Below are 15,873 nucleotides of genomic sequence, written 5' to 3'. Positions count from 1 at the left end.
GCCCAAGGCGCCCGCAGCGCCGTAGCGCACCGCCCGGGAACGGGCAAGGGCTCTCGCGCCGGCCGCCCGGACGGCGAGAATTCGGGGATGGATGCCGACGAACTGCTCGACGACCACGCCCGCCTCGACCCGGCCGGCGACGACCGCGCCGGTGACGACCACGCCCGCCTCGACCGCCCCGCCGGCCACCACACCCGGCCGCCGGGCGTCGACGACGCGGCCGTCGAGGCGCTCGGCAAGCTCTCCGAGGCGCTCGAGACGATCGAGGATGCCCGCGGGTCGCTGTACCGGTTCCACCGACTGACCGGCAAGGCCGACCTGGCCATCGGCGAGGCCGCCGAGCTCTTCCGGGCCGCGGGCCACGACGGCGTCGCGGACCGTCTCGAACGGGACGTCGTCGGTCGCAACGTGCTGGAGGGCCGCTGGACGTTCCAGGTCGTCGAGGAGTACGACGACGGCTACTACGCCGAGGTGCGCGGAGTCGAGCGAGCGGCCCGGGACGAGCTGGTCGGCGGGCGCCGGCACCTCTTCGAGGCGGAGATGAAGGAGGACCGCCGCACGAAAGGGCGGCGGCATCACGAGGCACGGCCGCCCGAGGCATCCGCCGGCGCCTGACGCCGTACACTCGACGGGTGCGTCTCGTCATCGCCCGCTGCTCCGTCGACTACGCGGGGCGCCTCTCCGCCCACCTGCCGCTCGCGACGCGGCTGCTCATGGTCAAGGGCGACGGCAGTCTGCTCGTGCACTCCGACGGCGGCAGCTACAAGCCGCTCAACTGGATGAGCCCGCCGTGCACGCTCGAGTCGCTCGAGCCCGACGACGACCAGGCCGCTGCGGGCGTCATCGAGCTGTGGAAGGTCACGCACAAGAAGACCGCCGACCAGCTCGTCGTCTCGATCCACGAGGTGTTCCACGACTCCGCGCACGAGCTCGGCGTCGACCCGGGCCTTCAGAAGGACGGCGTCGAGGCGCACCTGCAGCAGCTCCTCGCCGAGCAGATCGAGCTCCTCGGCGATGGGCACCGGCTCGTACGCCGCGAGTACATGACGGCGATCGGCCCGGTCGACATCCTGGCGACGGATGCCTCGGGGGCCTCGGTCGCGGTCGAGCTCAAGCGGCGCGGCGACATCGACGGCGTCGAGCAGCTCACCCGCTACCTCGAGCTCATGAACCGCGATCCCCGCCTGGCACCGGTGACCGGCATCTTCGCCGCACAGGAGATCAAGCCGCAGGCGCGCACCCTCGCGGAGGACCGCGGCATCCGCTGCGTCGTGCTCGACTACGACGCGATGCGGGGCATCGAGAGCGGCCACGCCCGCCTGTTCTGACTGGGCGCGTGGGGCTGCCGGGCGCCGCTCGGCCCACCGCCGCGCAACGACCGCGCGAGCGTGGCACAAGCCCCTTGTCGCTCGTTCTGGGGGATGGGAGCGTTCTCTTCCTGAGAAACTCTCAGACACCCTCGACATAGGATGACACGGTGACTTCCACGATGCCCCTTCAGACCATCGCGCCCACGCGCACCTGGTCGGCCGTGCTGTTCGACCTCGACGGCACGATCGTCGACTCGGCCTCCGACATCACGGCGTCGCTCGCCCACATGTTCACCCAGCTCGGCGTCGACGTGCCGTCCGACGAGGTGCTCCGCTCCTATGTCGGCCCGCCGCTGCTCGACAGCCTGCGGCTGACCGCGGGCTTCGACGACGCCGAGGCGTGGCAGGCGCTCAACGTCTACCGCGAGCACTACGCGCACCGGGTGCTGTGCTCCCCCGTGTTCCCCGGTGTCGCCGGCGTGCTCGAGCGGCTCCACGCCGCGGGCGTGCCCGTGGCCCTCGCGACCTCGAAGCCCGAGTCGATGGCCCGCAAGGTGCTCGACCATGCCGGCCTCAGCCAGTACTTCACCGAGATCACCGGCGCGAGCGACGACGAGGAGCTCAGCACCAAGGCCGAGGTCGTGCGCGAGGCGCTCCGCCGCCTCGAGTCGCAGGGCGTCGACCTCTCGAACCCCGTCATGGTCGGCGACCGCGGCTACGACACTCTCGGCGCTGCCGCGAACGGCGTGCCGACGATCATGGTCGAGTGGGGCTACGGCTCCCCCGCCGAGGCCGGCGACGCCATGGCGGTCGTGCACTCGGCCGACCAGCTCCGGTCGCTGCTGCTCGGCTGAGGCTCCGCCGGCCGCCCGCCCACGGGGCACGGCCTCGGCCGCCAGGTCAGTCGCCGCCGGCGGCCTTCGGCACCACGTCGACGGTGAACGTCACGCTGTCGCCGGTCTCCCCGTTGTCGAGCGTCACGTCGGTCTCGCCGACCGACGTCGCCGTGAGGCCCGGATTGAACTGCGCGCTGCCGTCGTCGCGGCCCGCGACGAACTCGACCACGTCGGGATCATCGATGTCGGCCGTCCACGCGGCGTAGGTCTCGTCGTCGCCGGTCAGGTCGATCGTGCCGCCCTCGGTCACCTCGACCGTCGTGCCGTCCACGTCGCCGAGGTCGACGATCACGGGCGGCAGCGCCGACGCGTCAGTCGATCCGTTCGATCCGCAGCCCGCGAGTGCCAGCATGCCGCCGACGCCGAGCGAGATCACCAGCGCAGCGGATGCCGCGGGCCGCCGCCCTGCGCCTCGAAGCAGGATTCCGCCCATACGAACCACCCCCGCGACCGATCGTACGCCGCGCCGGCTGAGCCGCCGGGAGCCGCGACCGGCGGACGGAGCGGGATGCCGCGGGCACGCGCCACGCGGCATCCGCTCGGCTATTGGATGAACCGCTGCACGAAGGCCAGGGCCTCGTCGGCGACCTCGCGCCACCCCGAGTCGATGGTGAGCGAGTGCCCGCGGCCCGGGATCGTGATCTCCTCGGTCGTGCCCGGGTTCTTCGCCTGGATCTTGTAGCTCGCGTCAGTGATCGCGGGCGGCACGGTGTGGTCCTTCTCGCCGCCGATGATGAGCATCGGACCGCGCTCGGGATTCTTCGAGTCGACCGTGGTCTCGCCGCCGAACGGGTTGAAGTTCGCGAACGCCGCCTGGAAGAGCGGGGCGCCGGCGGCGGGCACATGGAGCGTGTCGTAGAGACGCCGGGCCTCGGCCTCGTCGAGCGCGTTGGCCCAGCCGTACTGGAACTGCTCGAAGGTGAGCGCCACGCCCCGCTTGGCGTTCGCCGGGTTCGACAGCACCGGTGACGCGGACTTCAGCGCGGACGCGGGCAGCGGCAGCACGCCCTTGAACGGCGCGTTGTCGATCGAGACCGTGGCGGCGGCCACGCCCTCGCCGGCGATCTTCTGGGCGATCAGGCCGCCGAACGAGTGGCCGATCACGACGGGCGCCTGGTCGAGCGCCGCGATCGCCTCGAGGTAGTGATCCGTGACCTCCTGCACCATCTTCTTCGCGAAGGCCTCAGGATGGTCGCGCGCCTCGGCGACGGTGGCCGGGTCGTCGGGCCATCCCGGTGCGAGGGTGATGAACCCGTTGTCCTCGAAGAAGTCGCGCCACGGCTGCCAGCTGCTCGACAGCAGCCAGAGTCCGTGCACGAACACGACCGGCGTGAGGTCGGACGCGTTCGCGCGCGCGATCTCCTCCCGCTCCCAGTCGGCGAGGGTGGAACCGGTGGACTCGCTCATGTGTTCCTCTCCGGAACCCGCCCGATGCGGTCCCGGCTCAGGGTATGCCCGTCTCCCCGGCCCGGCCAGCCCTCGGCCGCACTCTGTAACGGTTCGTTCACAATCGCCGCGGTCATCGAGTAGGGCCGGCGGATGAATCGTGCGCGGCACGCAACGGACTTGCGTCTCTCTCCACAGATTGCGGAAAGGACTTCCATAGATGCCGCATGGCAAGGGAGGATGCCGTCTACGTCCGTCTACCAGGCGGGCGTCGTTCGTGCGCCGCGGTCATCCCCCGGCGCACTCGGAGGGAGAAGCATGTTTGGAAACACCACTCGCGCGCGCAGGCGCGTGGTGGCGACGATTCCCGTGCTCGCGCTCGCGRCCGCCGGCTTGGCGACCATGGGCGCGACGGGGGCATCGGCAGCGCCATCGCACGTCTCCGCGCCGGTGATCAGCGACGACGAGTACTACATGAACTACGTCGCGCCGAGAGCCGAAGCGGCGTTCGGCACCGACGATGAGGTCGTCGCCGGATCCGTCGCGAAGCGCACCGCGCCCGAGGCCGTCGCCGAGGCCGAGGCCATCGACGCGAAGTACTCGCAGGGCAACCCGGTGGCGGCGAAGGGACTCGCCCAGCTCGAGGCCCAGTCGATCGACACCGGCAAGAGCCCCGGGCAGCTCAAGCGCGAGGGTCGTTCCGACAAGGGCAAGCACAAGAACCCGCACAAGACGCCCGACTACAAGCAGGCCGAGGAGACGCAGGAGGCGAAGCTCCTCACGATCCTCGTCGAGTTCAACACGAACGCCAACGACGACTTCACGGGCGTGCAGGTGCCGACCGAGTTCGGGTCGACCGAGTGCAAGCCGGGCGAGGTCCAGAACGGCCCCCTCCACAACAACATCCCGAACCCCGCCGACTACGAGCTCGAGGACAACAACTCGATGTGGGTCTCCGACTTCTCGTCGGAGCACTACAACACCATGCTCTTCACCGACAAGGGCATCACCGAGCGCGTGCGCAAGGACCTCGTCGGTCCCGACGGCAAGCCCGGCATCGACATCTCGGGCTACACGATGAAGAACATGTACGAGGAGATGTCGCACGGCGCCTACACCGTGCACGGCTCCGCGACCCCGTGGGTCACGGTCCCGCACTCCGAGGCGTACTACGGCGCGAGCACCTGCTTCCTGAACGACGAGGGCGTGTACGAGGCCGGCGCGATCCAGGATATGCAGGGCCACCCCGACAACCCCATCGGCGCGGGCCAGCTCCCGATCGACGCGGTGACGGCACTGGCGGCGGCGCAGCCCGACTTCCCGTGGGCCGACTACGACATCGAGGACCAGGGCGACCGCGACGGCGACGGGAACTACCTCGAGCCCGACGGCGTGATCGACCACGTCGTGCTCGTGCACGCCGGTGAGGACAAGTCGGGCGGCGGCGGCGCAGAGGGCACCTACGCCATCTGGGCGCACTCCTCCGCTGTCGCGGGCGGCGCGGCCATCCCCGGCACCGACCTCAAGCTCTCGAACTACATCGTGCAGCCCGAGGACTCGGGCGTCGGCGTGTTCGCGCACGAGTACGGCCACGACCTCGGCCTGCCCGACCTCTACGACACCTCCAACCAGGGCGACTCCGACGTCGACTTCTGGGACCTGATGTCGTCGGGCTCGCACTCCGGACCGATCTTCCAGTCGATGCCGACCCATATGGGCCTCTGGGACAAGTGGGTGCTCGGCTGGGCCGACCCCGTCCAGATGAACCCCGGTGAAGCTGCGAAGACCATCACCATCGGCCAGAGCTCGCGCCCGATCAAGGGCACCGAGGACGGCGTGAAGATCAATCTGCCCGCCAAGGTCAACGTCATGGCCGAGCCCACCAGCGGCGAGAACATGTGGTACACCGGCTCCGACCAGGACTGGGGCGACATCCGCATCGTCCGCGACCTCGACGTGCCCGTCGACGCGAAGCTCTGGATGCAGAACAACTACGTCATCGAGGAGGACTGGGACTTCGGCTTCGTCGAGGTCTCGACCGACGGCGGCACCACGTGGAGCGAGCTGAAGGTCCTCAACGAGGACGGCAGCGAGGCCACCACGCCCGACGGCTACGCCGACCCCAACGGCAACATGGCCACCTTCGGCTCGAACGAGGGCGAGGCCAAGCACTACGGCCTCACGGGCACGTCCGACGGGTGGAAGCACCAGTACGTCGACCTCGCCGCCTACGCCGGCAGCACGGTCAGCCTCCGCCTCCGCCTCGCCACCGACGCCGCCTTCCAGGAGCGCGGCTGGTTCGTCGACGACTTCGACCTGCAGAGCGCCGGCACCACGGTCTGGTCCGACGACGTCGAGGGCGGTGACAACGGCTGGGAGAAGCAGGTCGAGACCTTCGCGGCATCGACCGGTCCCGGCTGGCGCATCGACAGCGGCACCTCCACCACCGCCCAGTACTACCTGGTCGAGTGGCGCAACTTCGACGGCTTCGACGAGGGCCTGAAGTACGGGTACGACACCGTCTACAGCGCCACGGCCGGTGCGTGGAAGGTCGACAAGATCAAGTACAACGCTCCCGGTGCGCTCGTCTGGTACCGCGACGCGGGCTACGGCAGCACCAACCACGTCGAGTCCAACGAGACGGCGCTCCCGAGCGCCGGCGCCAAGGGCGGCCTGTTGATCGTCGACAGCCACTTCGACCCGCTGCGCCGTACCGGCGAGGCGGCCGAGATCGACCCGACGGCGACCGACAACATGCCCTCGCGTGCCCAGTCCTCGAACGCGGCGTTCGGCCTCACCAAGACGTACCCCTTCACGGAGTGCATCACGGGAGCCGACTTCACCGACGAGTACTGCACCGACGTCAAGTCCCAGAAGCCGGTGAGCGTCTTCACCGACAACCAGGGCTGGGTCCCCGGAATCGAGATCCGCAACGGCGAGGACCTGTACTACCGCTACCGCAACGGTTCGGTCGTCGTGCCCTCGGTCGACAACCAGCCGTACTCCACGCGGGTCGTCGACGAGAACGGCACGCCGCTCACCGAGTTCTACGGCCTCGAGGTCATGCCGGGCATGACGCTCGGCTCGGGCAACCCGGCCGATGCCGGTGTCGGCTACGGCACCGTCGTCGAGGTGAAGAAGGCGGGCAAGAACAACACGTCCGCCCAGATCAAGATCACCCCGCCCGCAGCGGGCTGATCCGATCGCACGACCGGCGAGGCGTCGGCTCCTTCGGGAGTCGGCGCCTCGCCGCATTCCGGCGGAGGGCCGGCCGCGGAGGCGCCGACGCGCGGATGAGCGCTCGTGAATGCTTGGCGGGCGACCCGGCACGTGCMAGGCTGGAGCGCATGACGCATTCGGGGGAACGTCGGGGCAGGGTCGTCGCGACGGTCGTGGCCGTCGCCGCATTCGCGGGAGCCGCCATGCTGCTCCCGGGTGCCGCCGTCGCCGCGCCGGGCGACACGATCGGACCCATCAACCCCGTCGCCCAGCCGCTCGGCAGCCATACCGCGAACAGCGGGTTCCTCGTGTTCATCGAGGGCGACGTGGAGCTCAACGCCGACGAAGCCGAGGGCACGCTCGCGCTCGGCGGTGACGTGAGCTTCCAGACGTCGTACAACATCGCGGCCGGCTCGGTGCCGCCCGGCACCTTCATCGCCCCCGGAGACACCGCGCCGACCTACCTCTACGTCGGCGGGGGCGTCGAGTTCCCGGCCGACAGCTCGGTCGTGCTGAAGGTGCTCAACAACGGCTTCACGAAGGTCGCCGACACGACCACCTACGACGCGTTCGACACCGACCAGAACAACACTCTCGGTCCGTACCACATCGTGCCGCCCGGGGGGACGTACGAGACGCAGCCGCGCATCGAGGGCACGATCACGCAGACGCCGACCTCGATCGAGACGCCGGTTCCGGGCGACCTCATCGACATCGCCGGCGCGTTCTCGCTCTACCGCGACACCGCGGCCACGCTCAATCTGTGCACTCCGACCATCGAGTTCGCCAATCGAGACGATGGCGCTCCGCTCACGCCTCCCTACGCCGAGGGCGCCACCACGAGACTGACGCTCGTCGATGGCGAGACGAACGTCGTCACCGTCGCGGCATCCGACCTCGAAGCCATGTCGGAGATCTTCTTCCCGCTGGTGCCCACGCTCGACACGCCACTGCTCGTCAACGTCACCGGCAGCACCTTCGACGGGCAGATCCCGAACCTCTCCAACCTGACCTCGACGAGTGCCCCGTTCGTGCTCTGGAACTTCCCCGAGGCGACGTCAGTGACGGTGACCGGCGGGGCGAGCCTCGAGGGCAGCATCTACGCCCCCAACGCCGATCTCAACTGGCAGGTCACGCAGAACATCGAGGGCAACGTGATCGCGAAGTCCTTCATCCACGGTCTCCCCGCCGCGCCGACACCCGGCACTCCACGGGAGGTGCACAACTTCCCGTTCCTGGCCCAGCTCACGTGCGCGGAGGGCGGGGAGCCCGTTCCGCCCGAGCCGCCGGTTCCGCCGCAGCCGCCGGTGCCGCCCCAGCCGCCGGCCCCGGCTCCGACCGACACCGACCAGGCGTTGCCGGCGACCGGCACGGACGCGGTGCCGTCGTTCCTCGCCGCGGGCATCCTCGCCGCGGTCGGCGTGGCCGCCACCGCGGTCGGATACCGCCGCCGCCGGGCCTGAACCGCACCGACTGAACCGCACCGACGCGAACGGGCGGGGCCGCCGACCGAGCGATGAAGACGACGACCGTCAGGCCGGCGGCACCAGCCCGTCGAGCAGCCGCTCCAGGCCCCACACGAACTGGTCGGTGGAGTTGTGCTGGGCCGCCACGTCGGCGGTGCGTGAGCTGAGCGGGAACGTGGCGAGGTCGGTCCAGAGCGCGGTGCCCGAGGCATCCGGGAACAGGCCGTCGGTCGGTGCGGCCGCCTCGGGGTCGGCGTCCTGGTCGGCCGACTCGAGGGCGATCGACCCGAGCGCGTAGACCTGCAGCGCGTATGCGGCCCGCGCGGCGTCGTCGAGGCCGAGGCCGGCGGCGGTGAACGACTCCAGGAGGGTCTCGTTCAGGCGCATGGCGTTCGGTCCGTCGAGCGGGCCGCTCATGATGAGTCCGAGCGCGCCGGCGTGCGCGGTGAGGAGCTCGCGGAGGCGGAGCGCGAGGGTCACGATGCGCCGGCGGATCGCCGCGGCATCCGGAACGTCGACCGTGTCGGAACCGCCGGCTTCGCGCAGGTCGAGGCGGGCGAGCAGGTGCTCGATCATGCCGCGTAACAGTGCGTTCTTGCTGGAGTAGTAGGTATAGAGTGCGGTCGGCGTGATGCCGAGCGAGCCGGCGACGCCCCGCACGGAGACGGCGGCGAAGCCCTTCGTCTCGAGCAGGTCGAAGGCGGCGTCGAGGATCTCGGCGTGGGTGAAGCTGCGGCGGGGCCCTGGTCTCATGCGGTTGCGATCTGGCGGTTCATCTCCACACACCGTACAGTGTTGTAACGCCGAACAGTGTCCAGAGATACCGCGAGATCAGGAGCACCATGAGCGACCCCCGCCTGCACGTCGTCTTCGGCTCGGGCCCCGTCGGCCGTGCCACCGCGCTCGCGCTGCTCTCCCGCGGGCTCGGTGTGCGCATCGTCAACCGCAGCGGCCGTGAGGCGCTCGGCCCCGAGGCCGCAGCGCTGGCCGACGTCGAGGTGATCAGCGGTGATGCCGCGGATGCCGCGTTCGCGACCCGCGCGGCCGCCGGCGCGGCATCCGTCTACCAGACCCTGAACCCCGTCTACCACCGGTGGGCCGAGGACTTTCCGCCGCTGCAGGGCGGCGTGCTCGCCGCCGCGGAGGCGACCGGCGCCCGCTTCGTGAACATGGACAACGTGTACTCGTACGGCCGCACCGGCGGCCGGCCGCTCACCGAGGAGAGCCCGCAGCAGCCGCACACCCGCAAGGGACGCGTGCGGCTCGACATGGCGAACGAGCTGTGGGCGGCGCACCGCGAGGGCCGCGTCGAGGTCGTGAGCGGCCGGGCGTCCGACTACTACGGGCCGGGCGCGGGCATCGCCTCGCCCATCGGCGACCGGGTGCTCGACGCGGTGGCCGCCGGCAAGCGGGTCGACCTGTTCGGCGATCCCGACCTGGTGCACAGCTACACGTACCTGCCCGACATCGGCGAGGGCCTCGCCGTGCTCGGCACCGCGGACGGCGTGACCGGATCCGCCTGGCACCTGCCGAACGACCCGCAACCGTGGACGAGTCGCGCGATGGTCGAGGAGTTCTTCCGGCTCGCCGGCACCGAGCCGCGCATCGGACGCCTGCCGAAGGTCGCGCTGCGCGCCGTCGGCCTGGTCAATCCGACCGTTCGGGAGCTCCTCGAGATGGCCTACGAGTTCGAGGAGCCGTTCGTCGTCGACTCGAGTCGCATCGCGGCGCTCGGCGTGCGTGCGACTCCGATCGACGAGGCGCTCGACCGCACGTTCCAGGCGTACCGGGCCGCGCACGCCTGACGGGCGCCGGCCCGCGGCTCCGACGATCGGCGTCGGACAGAGGTCGGCGACGGCGCCCGCGTCTGCCGCAGGGCGCCGCCGCCGGGTTCGGGCGGGTCGGCCTCAGCCGAGCCGGGTCAGGAACGTGAGGACCGAGCCGTCCTCCTCGATCAGCGGGCCGAGCGCCGCGTTGAACGGGGCGCCGTACGGCGCGGCGAGATGCTCGGCGAACGCCGCGTCGTCGCGGTAGGCCTCGACGACCACGAACCCGGTGCCGATCGGCTCGGGTCCTTCCGTCGCGCCCGACCCCGCTGGAGCAGGACCGACGCGATGCGGCTCGAAGGCGAGGCATCCGGGCTCGTCGCGCACCTTCGCGGTGAGGTCGAGGAGGAGGCGCTCGACCTCCTCCTCGCGGCCGGGCAGGGCGGTGAACCGTGCCACGAGCTCGACGCGGCCGTCCTCACTCGCCCAGCTCATCCCCGGGCCGCGCCCGTCATGATCGCCACGGCGTCGGTCATCGAGTGCGACTCCGGCGTGATCGTCGCCGCGCGCTTGCCGAGCCGCTGGATGTGGATACGGTCGGCGACCTCGAAGACGTGCGGCATGTTGTGCGAGATGAGGATCACGGGGATGCCGCGCTCGCGCAGGTTCTTGATGAGCTCGAGCACCTGGTTCGACTCGCGCACGCCGAGCGCCGCGGTGGGCTCGTCGAGCACGACGACCTTCGAGCCGAACGCCGCCGCCCGGGCCACGGCCACGGCCTGGCGCTGCCCGCCCGAGAGGTTCTCGACCGGCACCGTCACGTCCTGCAGCGTCGAGATGCCGAGCGCCGTGAGCTCGTCCTTCGCCTTCTGCCGCATGCCCTTCTGGTCGACGACGCGGAAGACGGAGCCGAGCACGCCGCGCTTGCGCTCCTCGCGACCGAGGAACAGGTTCGCGGCCACGTCGAGCGCCGGCGAGACGGCCAGGTTCTGGTACACCGTCTCGATGCCCGCGGCCCGGGCGTCCTGCGGGCGCTTGAAGTGCACGGGCTTGCCGTCGAGGAAGATCTCGCCCTCGTCGGGGATCTCGGCGCCGGTCAGGCACTTGATCAGTGTCGACTTGCCTGCGCCGTTGTCGCCGATCACGGCGAGCACCTCACCCGGGTAGAGGTCGAGGCTCACTCCGTCGAGGCCGACGACGCGGCCGAACGTCTTCACGAGACGTCGGGCCCGGAGGATGGGCGTGCGGGTCTCCACGGGCGCGCCGCCCGCGGCATCCGATGCGATGGTGTCGGTCATTTGCGTACCTTTCGGATCCACTGGTCGACGGAGACGGCGACGATGATGAGCACGCCGACCGCGAAGGTCTGCCAGAGCACGTCGAGCCCGGCGAGTGAGAGGCCGTTGCGGAAGACGCCCACGATGAGCGCACCGAGCAGGGTGCCCCACACGGTGCCGCGGCCGCCGAAGAGGCTCGTGCCGCCGATGACGACGGCCGTGATCGAGTCGAGGTTGAGGTCGGTGCCCGCGTTGGGGGAGGCCGCATTGGTGCGGCCGATCTGGATCCACGCGCCGAGCGCGAGGATGGCGCCCGCGGCCAGGTACACGCTCATCAGCACGCGGTTCACGCTGATGCCGGCGAGGCGGGCCGACTCCTTGTCGTCGCCCACCGCGTACACGTGCCGGCCCCACGCCGTCTTCGCGAGGATGAAGGAGATGACGACGTAGAGCAGCAGCATCATGACGACGCCGACGGTGAAGTTCACGCCGAGCACGTTGAACGTGTTGCCGGTCCACGTGAGCAGCGCGGGCATCTCGCCGCCGCGCACGGTGGCGCCGCCCGAGTAGAGCAGCGTCAGCGCGACGAAGATGTTCAGGGTGCCCAGGGTCACGATGAACGGCGGCAGCTTGAGCCGGGTGACGAGCGCGCCGTTGAGCGCACCGGCGGCGAGGCCGACGAGCAGGCCGAGGAACAGGCCGACCGGTGCGGGCAGTCCGGCCTGCACGGTCGTCTGGGCGATGACCATCGAGCTCAGCACCATCACGGCGCCGACCGAGAGGTCGATGCCCGCGGTGAGGATGATGAGCGTCTGGGCCACCGCGAGGGTGCCGACCACGGCGACCTGCTGCGTGATGAGCGACAGGTTGGCCGGGTTCAGGAAGCGCTCGTTGAGCAGTCCGAACACGATGACGGACAGCACCAGCACGATGGCCGGGCTGATCGCCGGGTAGCGGTGCAGCGTGTTGCGGATGCGGCTGAGCGGGGTGGTTCGGTCGAGGAACTCCTCGGCCAGGTCGAGTGCCGCCGTGGGCGGCTCGGTCGTGTGCTGACTCACGTGAAATCTCCGATGTTGGGTGGTGCGGTGGTGCGGCCCCGGCTGGTGTCGACGGATGCCCCGGGCGCGAGCTCGCGGCATCCGTCACCGACGCCGCACCACCTCACGGTGCGGTGCGGGGCGTCAGCCCCAGCAGATGTCGGCGGCCTCGGAGGTGTCGATCGAGTCGATGCCCTCCTGCGGGTCGTCGGTCACGAGCTCGACGCCGGTGTTGTAGAAGTCGAGGCCCTCGGTGTTCTCGGGGGTCGTGCCCTTGGTGACGAGGTCGTGGATCGCCTTCACGCCGAGCTCGGCCATCTTGACGGGGTACTGCTGGCTGGTCGCGCCGATGATGCCGTCCTTGACCGCATCGATGCCGGCGCAGCCGCCGTCGACGGAGACCACGATGAGGCCGTCGGTGGCGCTCGCGGCCTTGAAGGCCTCGTAGGCGCCGTACGCGGCGGGCTCGTTGATCGTGTAGACGACGTTGATGTCGGGGTTCTTCGAGAGCAGCGTCTCGGCGGCGGTGCGGCCGCCGTCCTCGGCGCCCTGCGAGGCCTCGTTGCCGACGATCTCGTAGTCGCCGCCGCTGTAGGTGCCGGATGCCTCCTCGTCGCCGTTGGCCGTGTCGTCGGCCAGGTCGATGCCCATGCCGTCGAGGAAGCCCTGGTCGCGGGCCACGTCGACCGAGACGACCTTGTCGTCGAAGAGGTCGATCATCGCGATCGTCGCCTTCTCGCCGGCGAGCTTCGCCGCGGTCCACTCGCCGATCTTCTGGCCGGCGAGGAAGTTGTCGGTGGCGAACGTGATGTCGACCGACTCGGGGTCGGCCGGCGGGGTGTCGAGCGCGATGACGAACAGGCCGGCATCGCGGGCCTTGACGAGCGCGTCCTCGACGGCGGGGCCGTTGGGGGTGATCAGGATGCCGGCGTCGCCCTTGGAGATGGCGTTCTCGACGGCCTGGATCTGGCTGTCCTCGTCGCCGTCCTCCTTGCCGGCGGCCATGGTGAGCTCGACACCCAGGTCCTTGGCGGCGGCCTCGGCGCCGTCCTGCATGGCGACGAAGAAGGGGTTCGTGGTGGTCTTCACGATGAGCGAGACGCCGACGGTGTCGTCGCCGCCATCCGACGATCCGGTGGCTGTGCCGGATGCGCATCCGGTGAAGGCGAGTGCGGTGGCCGCGGCGAGCGCGCCCACTGCGATCAGGCGGCGGCGAACGGCGCCGGGTGCTGCGTGATTCATCGACGAATCTCCTCTGGTCGTGGGTGACCGTTGTCGCCCTGACAACGATGTCACGTTAGGTCTAGACCATGTCGATGTGTATAGTCAAGTCCACTTGGCACATTGGAGAGCAGATCGTGACATCGTTGTCAGAGGACACGTCGGGCTCCGGGGGCGGCCGCTCCCGGCCGACGATGCGACATGTCGCCGCGCTCGCGGGCGTCGGCGTGAAGACCGTCTCGCGCGTGATCAACGGCGAGCCGAACGTCTCGGCCGCGACGATCGCGAGGGTCACCGCCGCCGCACGCACCCTCGACTACCAGCCCGACCTGCACGCCGGCAACCTCCGCCGCGCCGACGGACGCACTCGCACCCTCGGCCTGCTCGTCGGCAGCGTCGACAACCCGTTCGCCGGGGCGGTGCACCGTGCCGTCGAGGACGCGGCCCTCGAGCACGGCGTCGCCGTCTTCGCGTCCAGCCTCGACGACGACCCCGACCGCGAGCAGGAGGCGGTCGCCGCGTTCCTGCGCCGACGTGTCGACGGGCTCATCCTCACCACCGTCTCCGACAGCCAGGCCTACCTCGCCCCCGAGCTCCGGCGGGGCACGCCAGTGGTCTTCGTCGACCGCGAGCCGGCCGGGATCACCTCCGACGCCGTCGTCAGCGACAACGCCGACGGCGCCGCGCTCGCCACCCGTCACCTGCTCGAGCACGGACACCGCCGGCTCGCCTACCTCGGCGACAAGGCCGGCATCCAGACCGCCCGCGAACGACGCCGCGGCTTCCTCGAGGAACTCGGCCGGGCCGGCGTCGCCACGCGCGACCTGCCCGTCATCGAGAACCTGCACGACGAGGAATCCGCCCGCGCCGCGACGATCGCCCTGTTCGACTCGCCGAATCCGCCCACCGCCATCTTCAGCAGCCAGAACCTCGTCACCATCGGGGTCATCCGCGGACTGCGCGAGCTCGGCCGGCACCACGACACCGCCCTGGTCGGATTCGACGACGTGCCGCTCGGCGACCTCCTCGACCCGGGGGTCACCGTGGTCGCCCAGGATCCCCAGGGCATCGGGCGCATCGCCGCCGAGCGGGTGTTCGCGCGGCTCGACGGCGACCACTCGCCCGCGGCACGTACGATCGTGCCCACCCGACTGATCGAACGCGGCTCAGGCGAGATCCGTCCGGGCGAGGAAGGCTGACCGGATGACCGACGCGAACCCCACGGCCGCCACGCCCTCCCCGAGCACTCCTGCGCGGCGGGTCACCGTCGTCGGCGACGCCCTCATCGACGAGCTGCGCGACGAGCACGGCTCCCGCGAGTTCGTCGGGGGCGCCGCCCTCAACGTGGCCGTCGGGCTCAGGGTGCTCGGCGAGGACGTCACGCTGGTCGCGATGCTCGGCGACGACGAACCCGCCGAACGCATCCGCGCCTACCTGCGCGACTACGGCGTGCGGCTCGTCGAGAGTCCCTCGGCACACGGCACGTCTCGGGCGGTCTCGGATCGCACCGACGGGGAGCCCCGCTACGAGTTCAACGAGGCCGCGAAGCGGCGCGGCATCCGCTTCGATACCGCGGTGCGCGCCGCGCTCGACGACGCCGACCTCGTCGTGGTGAGTTGCTATCCGTTCGACGACGGCGCGCAGTACGCCGCGCTGCTCGACGCGGTGGCACGGCCCGAGCAGCGGCTCGTGGTCGACGGCAACCCCCGCGCCGGCATGCTCGCCGACCGGGCGGCGTTCCTCGCGAACTTCGAGCACCTCGCCGCGCGGTCGCTCCTCGTGAAGGTGGGCGACGAGGACGCGGAGCTGCTGCTCGGCGACTCGCTCGACGAATTCGTGCGACGGCTCGGCGGTGATGCGGTTGGGATCGCCGGGCATGGCGGTGGCGCCATCCTCGCCACGGCCGGCCGCGCCGGCGCCGACCTGCACGCCGACGGCTCGTCGGTGCACGCCGACATCGTCACGCTGCCCGGCCCCGTCGTCGACACCATGGGCGCCGGCGACGCCACCCTCTCTGCGGTCGTGCACCACATCGCGACCAACGGCGTGCCGCAGACGACGGATGCCTGGACCGACGCCCTGCAGGAGGCCATGACGATCGCCGCGGCCACGGTGCGGCACGAGGGCGCCCTGCTGCGGACCCCGGCGCACGACCCCGTCTTCCCGAGCTGACGCCGGCGCGGCGAGCCGAGCCACGCAACCCCGCGCCACTCCGCTCCCGCCCCTCCGCGCGTGCCGGGACCTCGTGAGGACGGGATCTGCGGGTATGGCCGGGGCCGCACCCGCGAATCCCGT

15 protein-coding genes are annotated in these 15,873 nt (G+C 70.7%); 8 read left to right on the top strand and 7 right to left on the bottom strand.

Going from position 1 to position 15,873, the window contains the following annotated elements; all coding sequences use genetic code 11:
- Positions 1–87 precede the first annotated feature (87 nt).
- From AC1DY2_RS05050 to AC1DY2_RS05040, 3 genes are all read left to right on the top strand, one after another.
- Positions 88–615, top strand: coding sequence for a hypothetical protein (locus tag AC1DY2_RS05050; protein WP_476761415.1), 528 nt, complete (start codon positions 88–90; stop codon positions 613–615).
- A 17-nt stretch (positions 616–632) separates the two neighbouring features.
- Positions 633–1,328, top strand: coding sequence for an endonuclease NucS (gene nucS, locus AC1DY2_RS05045; protein ID WP_476761414.1), 696 nt, complete (start codon positions 633–635; stop codon positions 1,326–1,328).
- A 149-nt stretch (positions 1,329–1,477) separates the two neighbouring features.
- Positions 1,478–2,164 (top strand): HAD hydrolase-like protein, encoded by a 687-nt coding sequence (locus AC1DY2_RS05040; RefSeq protein ID WP_476761413.1) that lies wholly within the window; start codon positions 1,478–1,480, stop codon positions 2,162–2,164.
- 46 nt (positions 2,165–2,210) lie between these two features.
- Here AC1DY2_RS05040 and AC1DY2_RS05035 read toward each other — a convergent pair whose 3' ends face one another.
- Positions 2,211–2,639, bottom strand: a complete 429-nt coding sequence (locus tag AC1DY2_RS05035; protein ID WP_476761412.1) for a hypothetical protein — start codon at positions 2,637–2,639, stop codon at positions 2,211–2,213.
- Between the two features lie 110 nt (positions 2,640–2,749).
- Positions 2,750–3,613 (bottom strand): alpha/beta hydrolase, encoded by an 864-nt coding sequence (locus AC1DY2_RS05030; protein ID WP_476761411.1) that lies wholly within the window; start codon positions 3,611–3,613, stop codon positions 2,750–2,752.
- Between the two features lie 333 nt (positions 3,614–3,946).
- Between AC1DY2_RS05030 and AC1DY2_RS05025 the strand changes: the two genes are divergently transcribed.
- Positions 3,947–6,790, top strand: coding sequence for an immune inhibitor A domain-containing protein (locus AC1DY2_RS05025; RefSeq protein ID WP_476761410.1), 2,844 nt, complete (start codon positions 3,947–3,949; stop codon positions 6,788–6,790).
- A gap of 149 nt (positions 6,791–6,939) precedes the next feature.
- Positions 6,940–8,274, top strand: a complete 1,335-nt coding sequence (locus AC1DY2_RS05020; protein WP_476761409.1) for a collagen-binding domain-containing protein — start codon at positions 6,940–6,942, stop codon at positions 8,272–8,274.
- A gap of 69 nt (positions 8,275–8,343) precedes the next feature.
- Here AC1DY2_RS05020 and AC1DY2_RS05015 read toward each other — a convergent pair whose 3' ends face one another.
- On the bottom strand, positions 8,344–9,030 hold the full coding sequence (locus tag AC1DY2_RS05015) for a TetR/AcrR family transcriptional regulator (RefSeq protein ID WP_476761408.1): 687 nt from the start codon (positions 9,028–9,030) through the stop codon (positions 8,344–8,346).
- Between the two features lie 89 nt (positions 9,031–9,119).
- Between AC1DY2_RS05015 and AC1DY2_RS05010 the strand changes: the two genes are divergently transcribed.
- Entirely contained in the window at positions 9,120–10,082 is a 963-nt protein-coding gene (locus tag AC1DY2_RS05010) for an NAD-dependent epimerase/dehydratase family protein (RefSeq protein ID WP_476761407.1), read from the top strand.
- A 102-nt stretch (positions 10,083–10,184) separates the two neighbouring features.
- On the opposite strand, the gene AC1DY2_RS05005 is transcribed toward AC1DY2_RS05010, so the two are convergent.
- From AC1DY2_RS05005 to AC1DY2_RS04990, 4 genes are all read right to left on the bottom strand, one after another.
- The gene (locus tag AC1DY2_RS05005) at positions 10,185–10,538 is read right to left on the bottom strand and encodes a putative quinol monooxygenase (RefSeq protein ID WP_476761406.1); all 354 of its coding nucleotides are present in this window, start codon (positions 10,536–10,538) and stop codon (positions 10,185–10,187) included.
- Entirely contained in the window at positions 10,535–11,341 is an 807-nt protein-coding gene (locus AC1DY2_RS05000) for an ATP-binding cassette domain-containing protein (RefSeq protein WP_309975493.1), read from the bottom strand. The genes AC1DY2_RS05005 and AC1DY2_RS05000 overlap by 4 nt, the downstream gene beginning before the upstream one ends.
- Entirely contained in the window at positions 11,338–12,378 is a 1,041-nt protein-coding gene (locus AC1DY2_RS04995; protein ID WP_309975495.1) for an ABC transporter permease, read from the bottom strand. Before AC1DY2_RS04995 ends, AC1DY2_RS05000 begins: the two co-directional genes overlap by 4 nt.
- A 123-nt stretch (positions 12,379–12,501) precedes the next feature.
- Positions 12,502–13,599 (bottom strand): substrate-binding domain-containing protein, encoded by a 1,098-nt coding sequence (locus AC1DY2_RS04990; protein WP_476761405.1) that lies wholly within the window; start codon positions 13,597–13,599, stop codon positions 12,502–12,504.
- Between the two features lie 173 nt (positions 13,600–13,772).
- On the opposite strand from AC1DY2_RS04990, the gene AC1DY2_RS04985 reads away from it, so the two are divergent.
- Positions 13,773–14,777, top strand: coding sequence for a LacI family DNA-binding transcriptional regulator (locus AC1DY2_RS04985; RefSeq protein ID WP_476761404.1), 1,005 nt, complete (start codon positions 13,773–13,775; stop codon positions 14,775–14,777).
- 4 nt (positions 14,778–14,781) lie between these two features.
- Positions 14,782–15,750 (top strand): carbohydrate kinase family protein, encoded by a 969-nt coding sequence (locus AC1DY2_RS04980; RefSeq protein WP_476761403.1) that lies wholly within the window; start codon positions 14,782–14,784, stop codon positions 15,748–15,750.
- The last annotated feature ends 123 nt before the right edge of the window (positions 15,751–15,873 follow it).

The sequence above is a fragment of the Agromyces sp. P1_H4 genome, from assembly GCF_056405255.1.
This window is presented reverse-complemented; position numbering and strand designations above follow the sequence as displayed.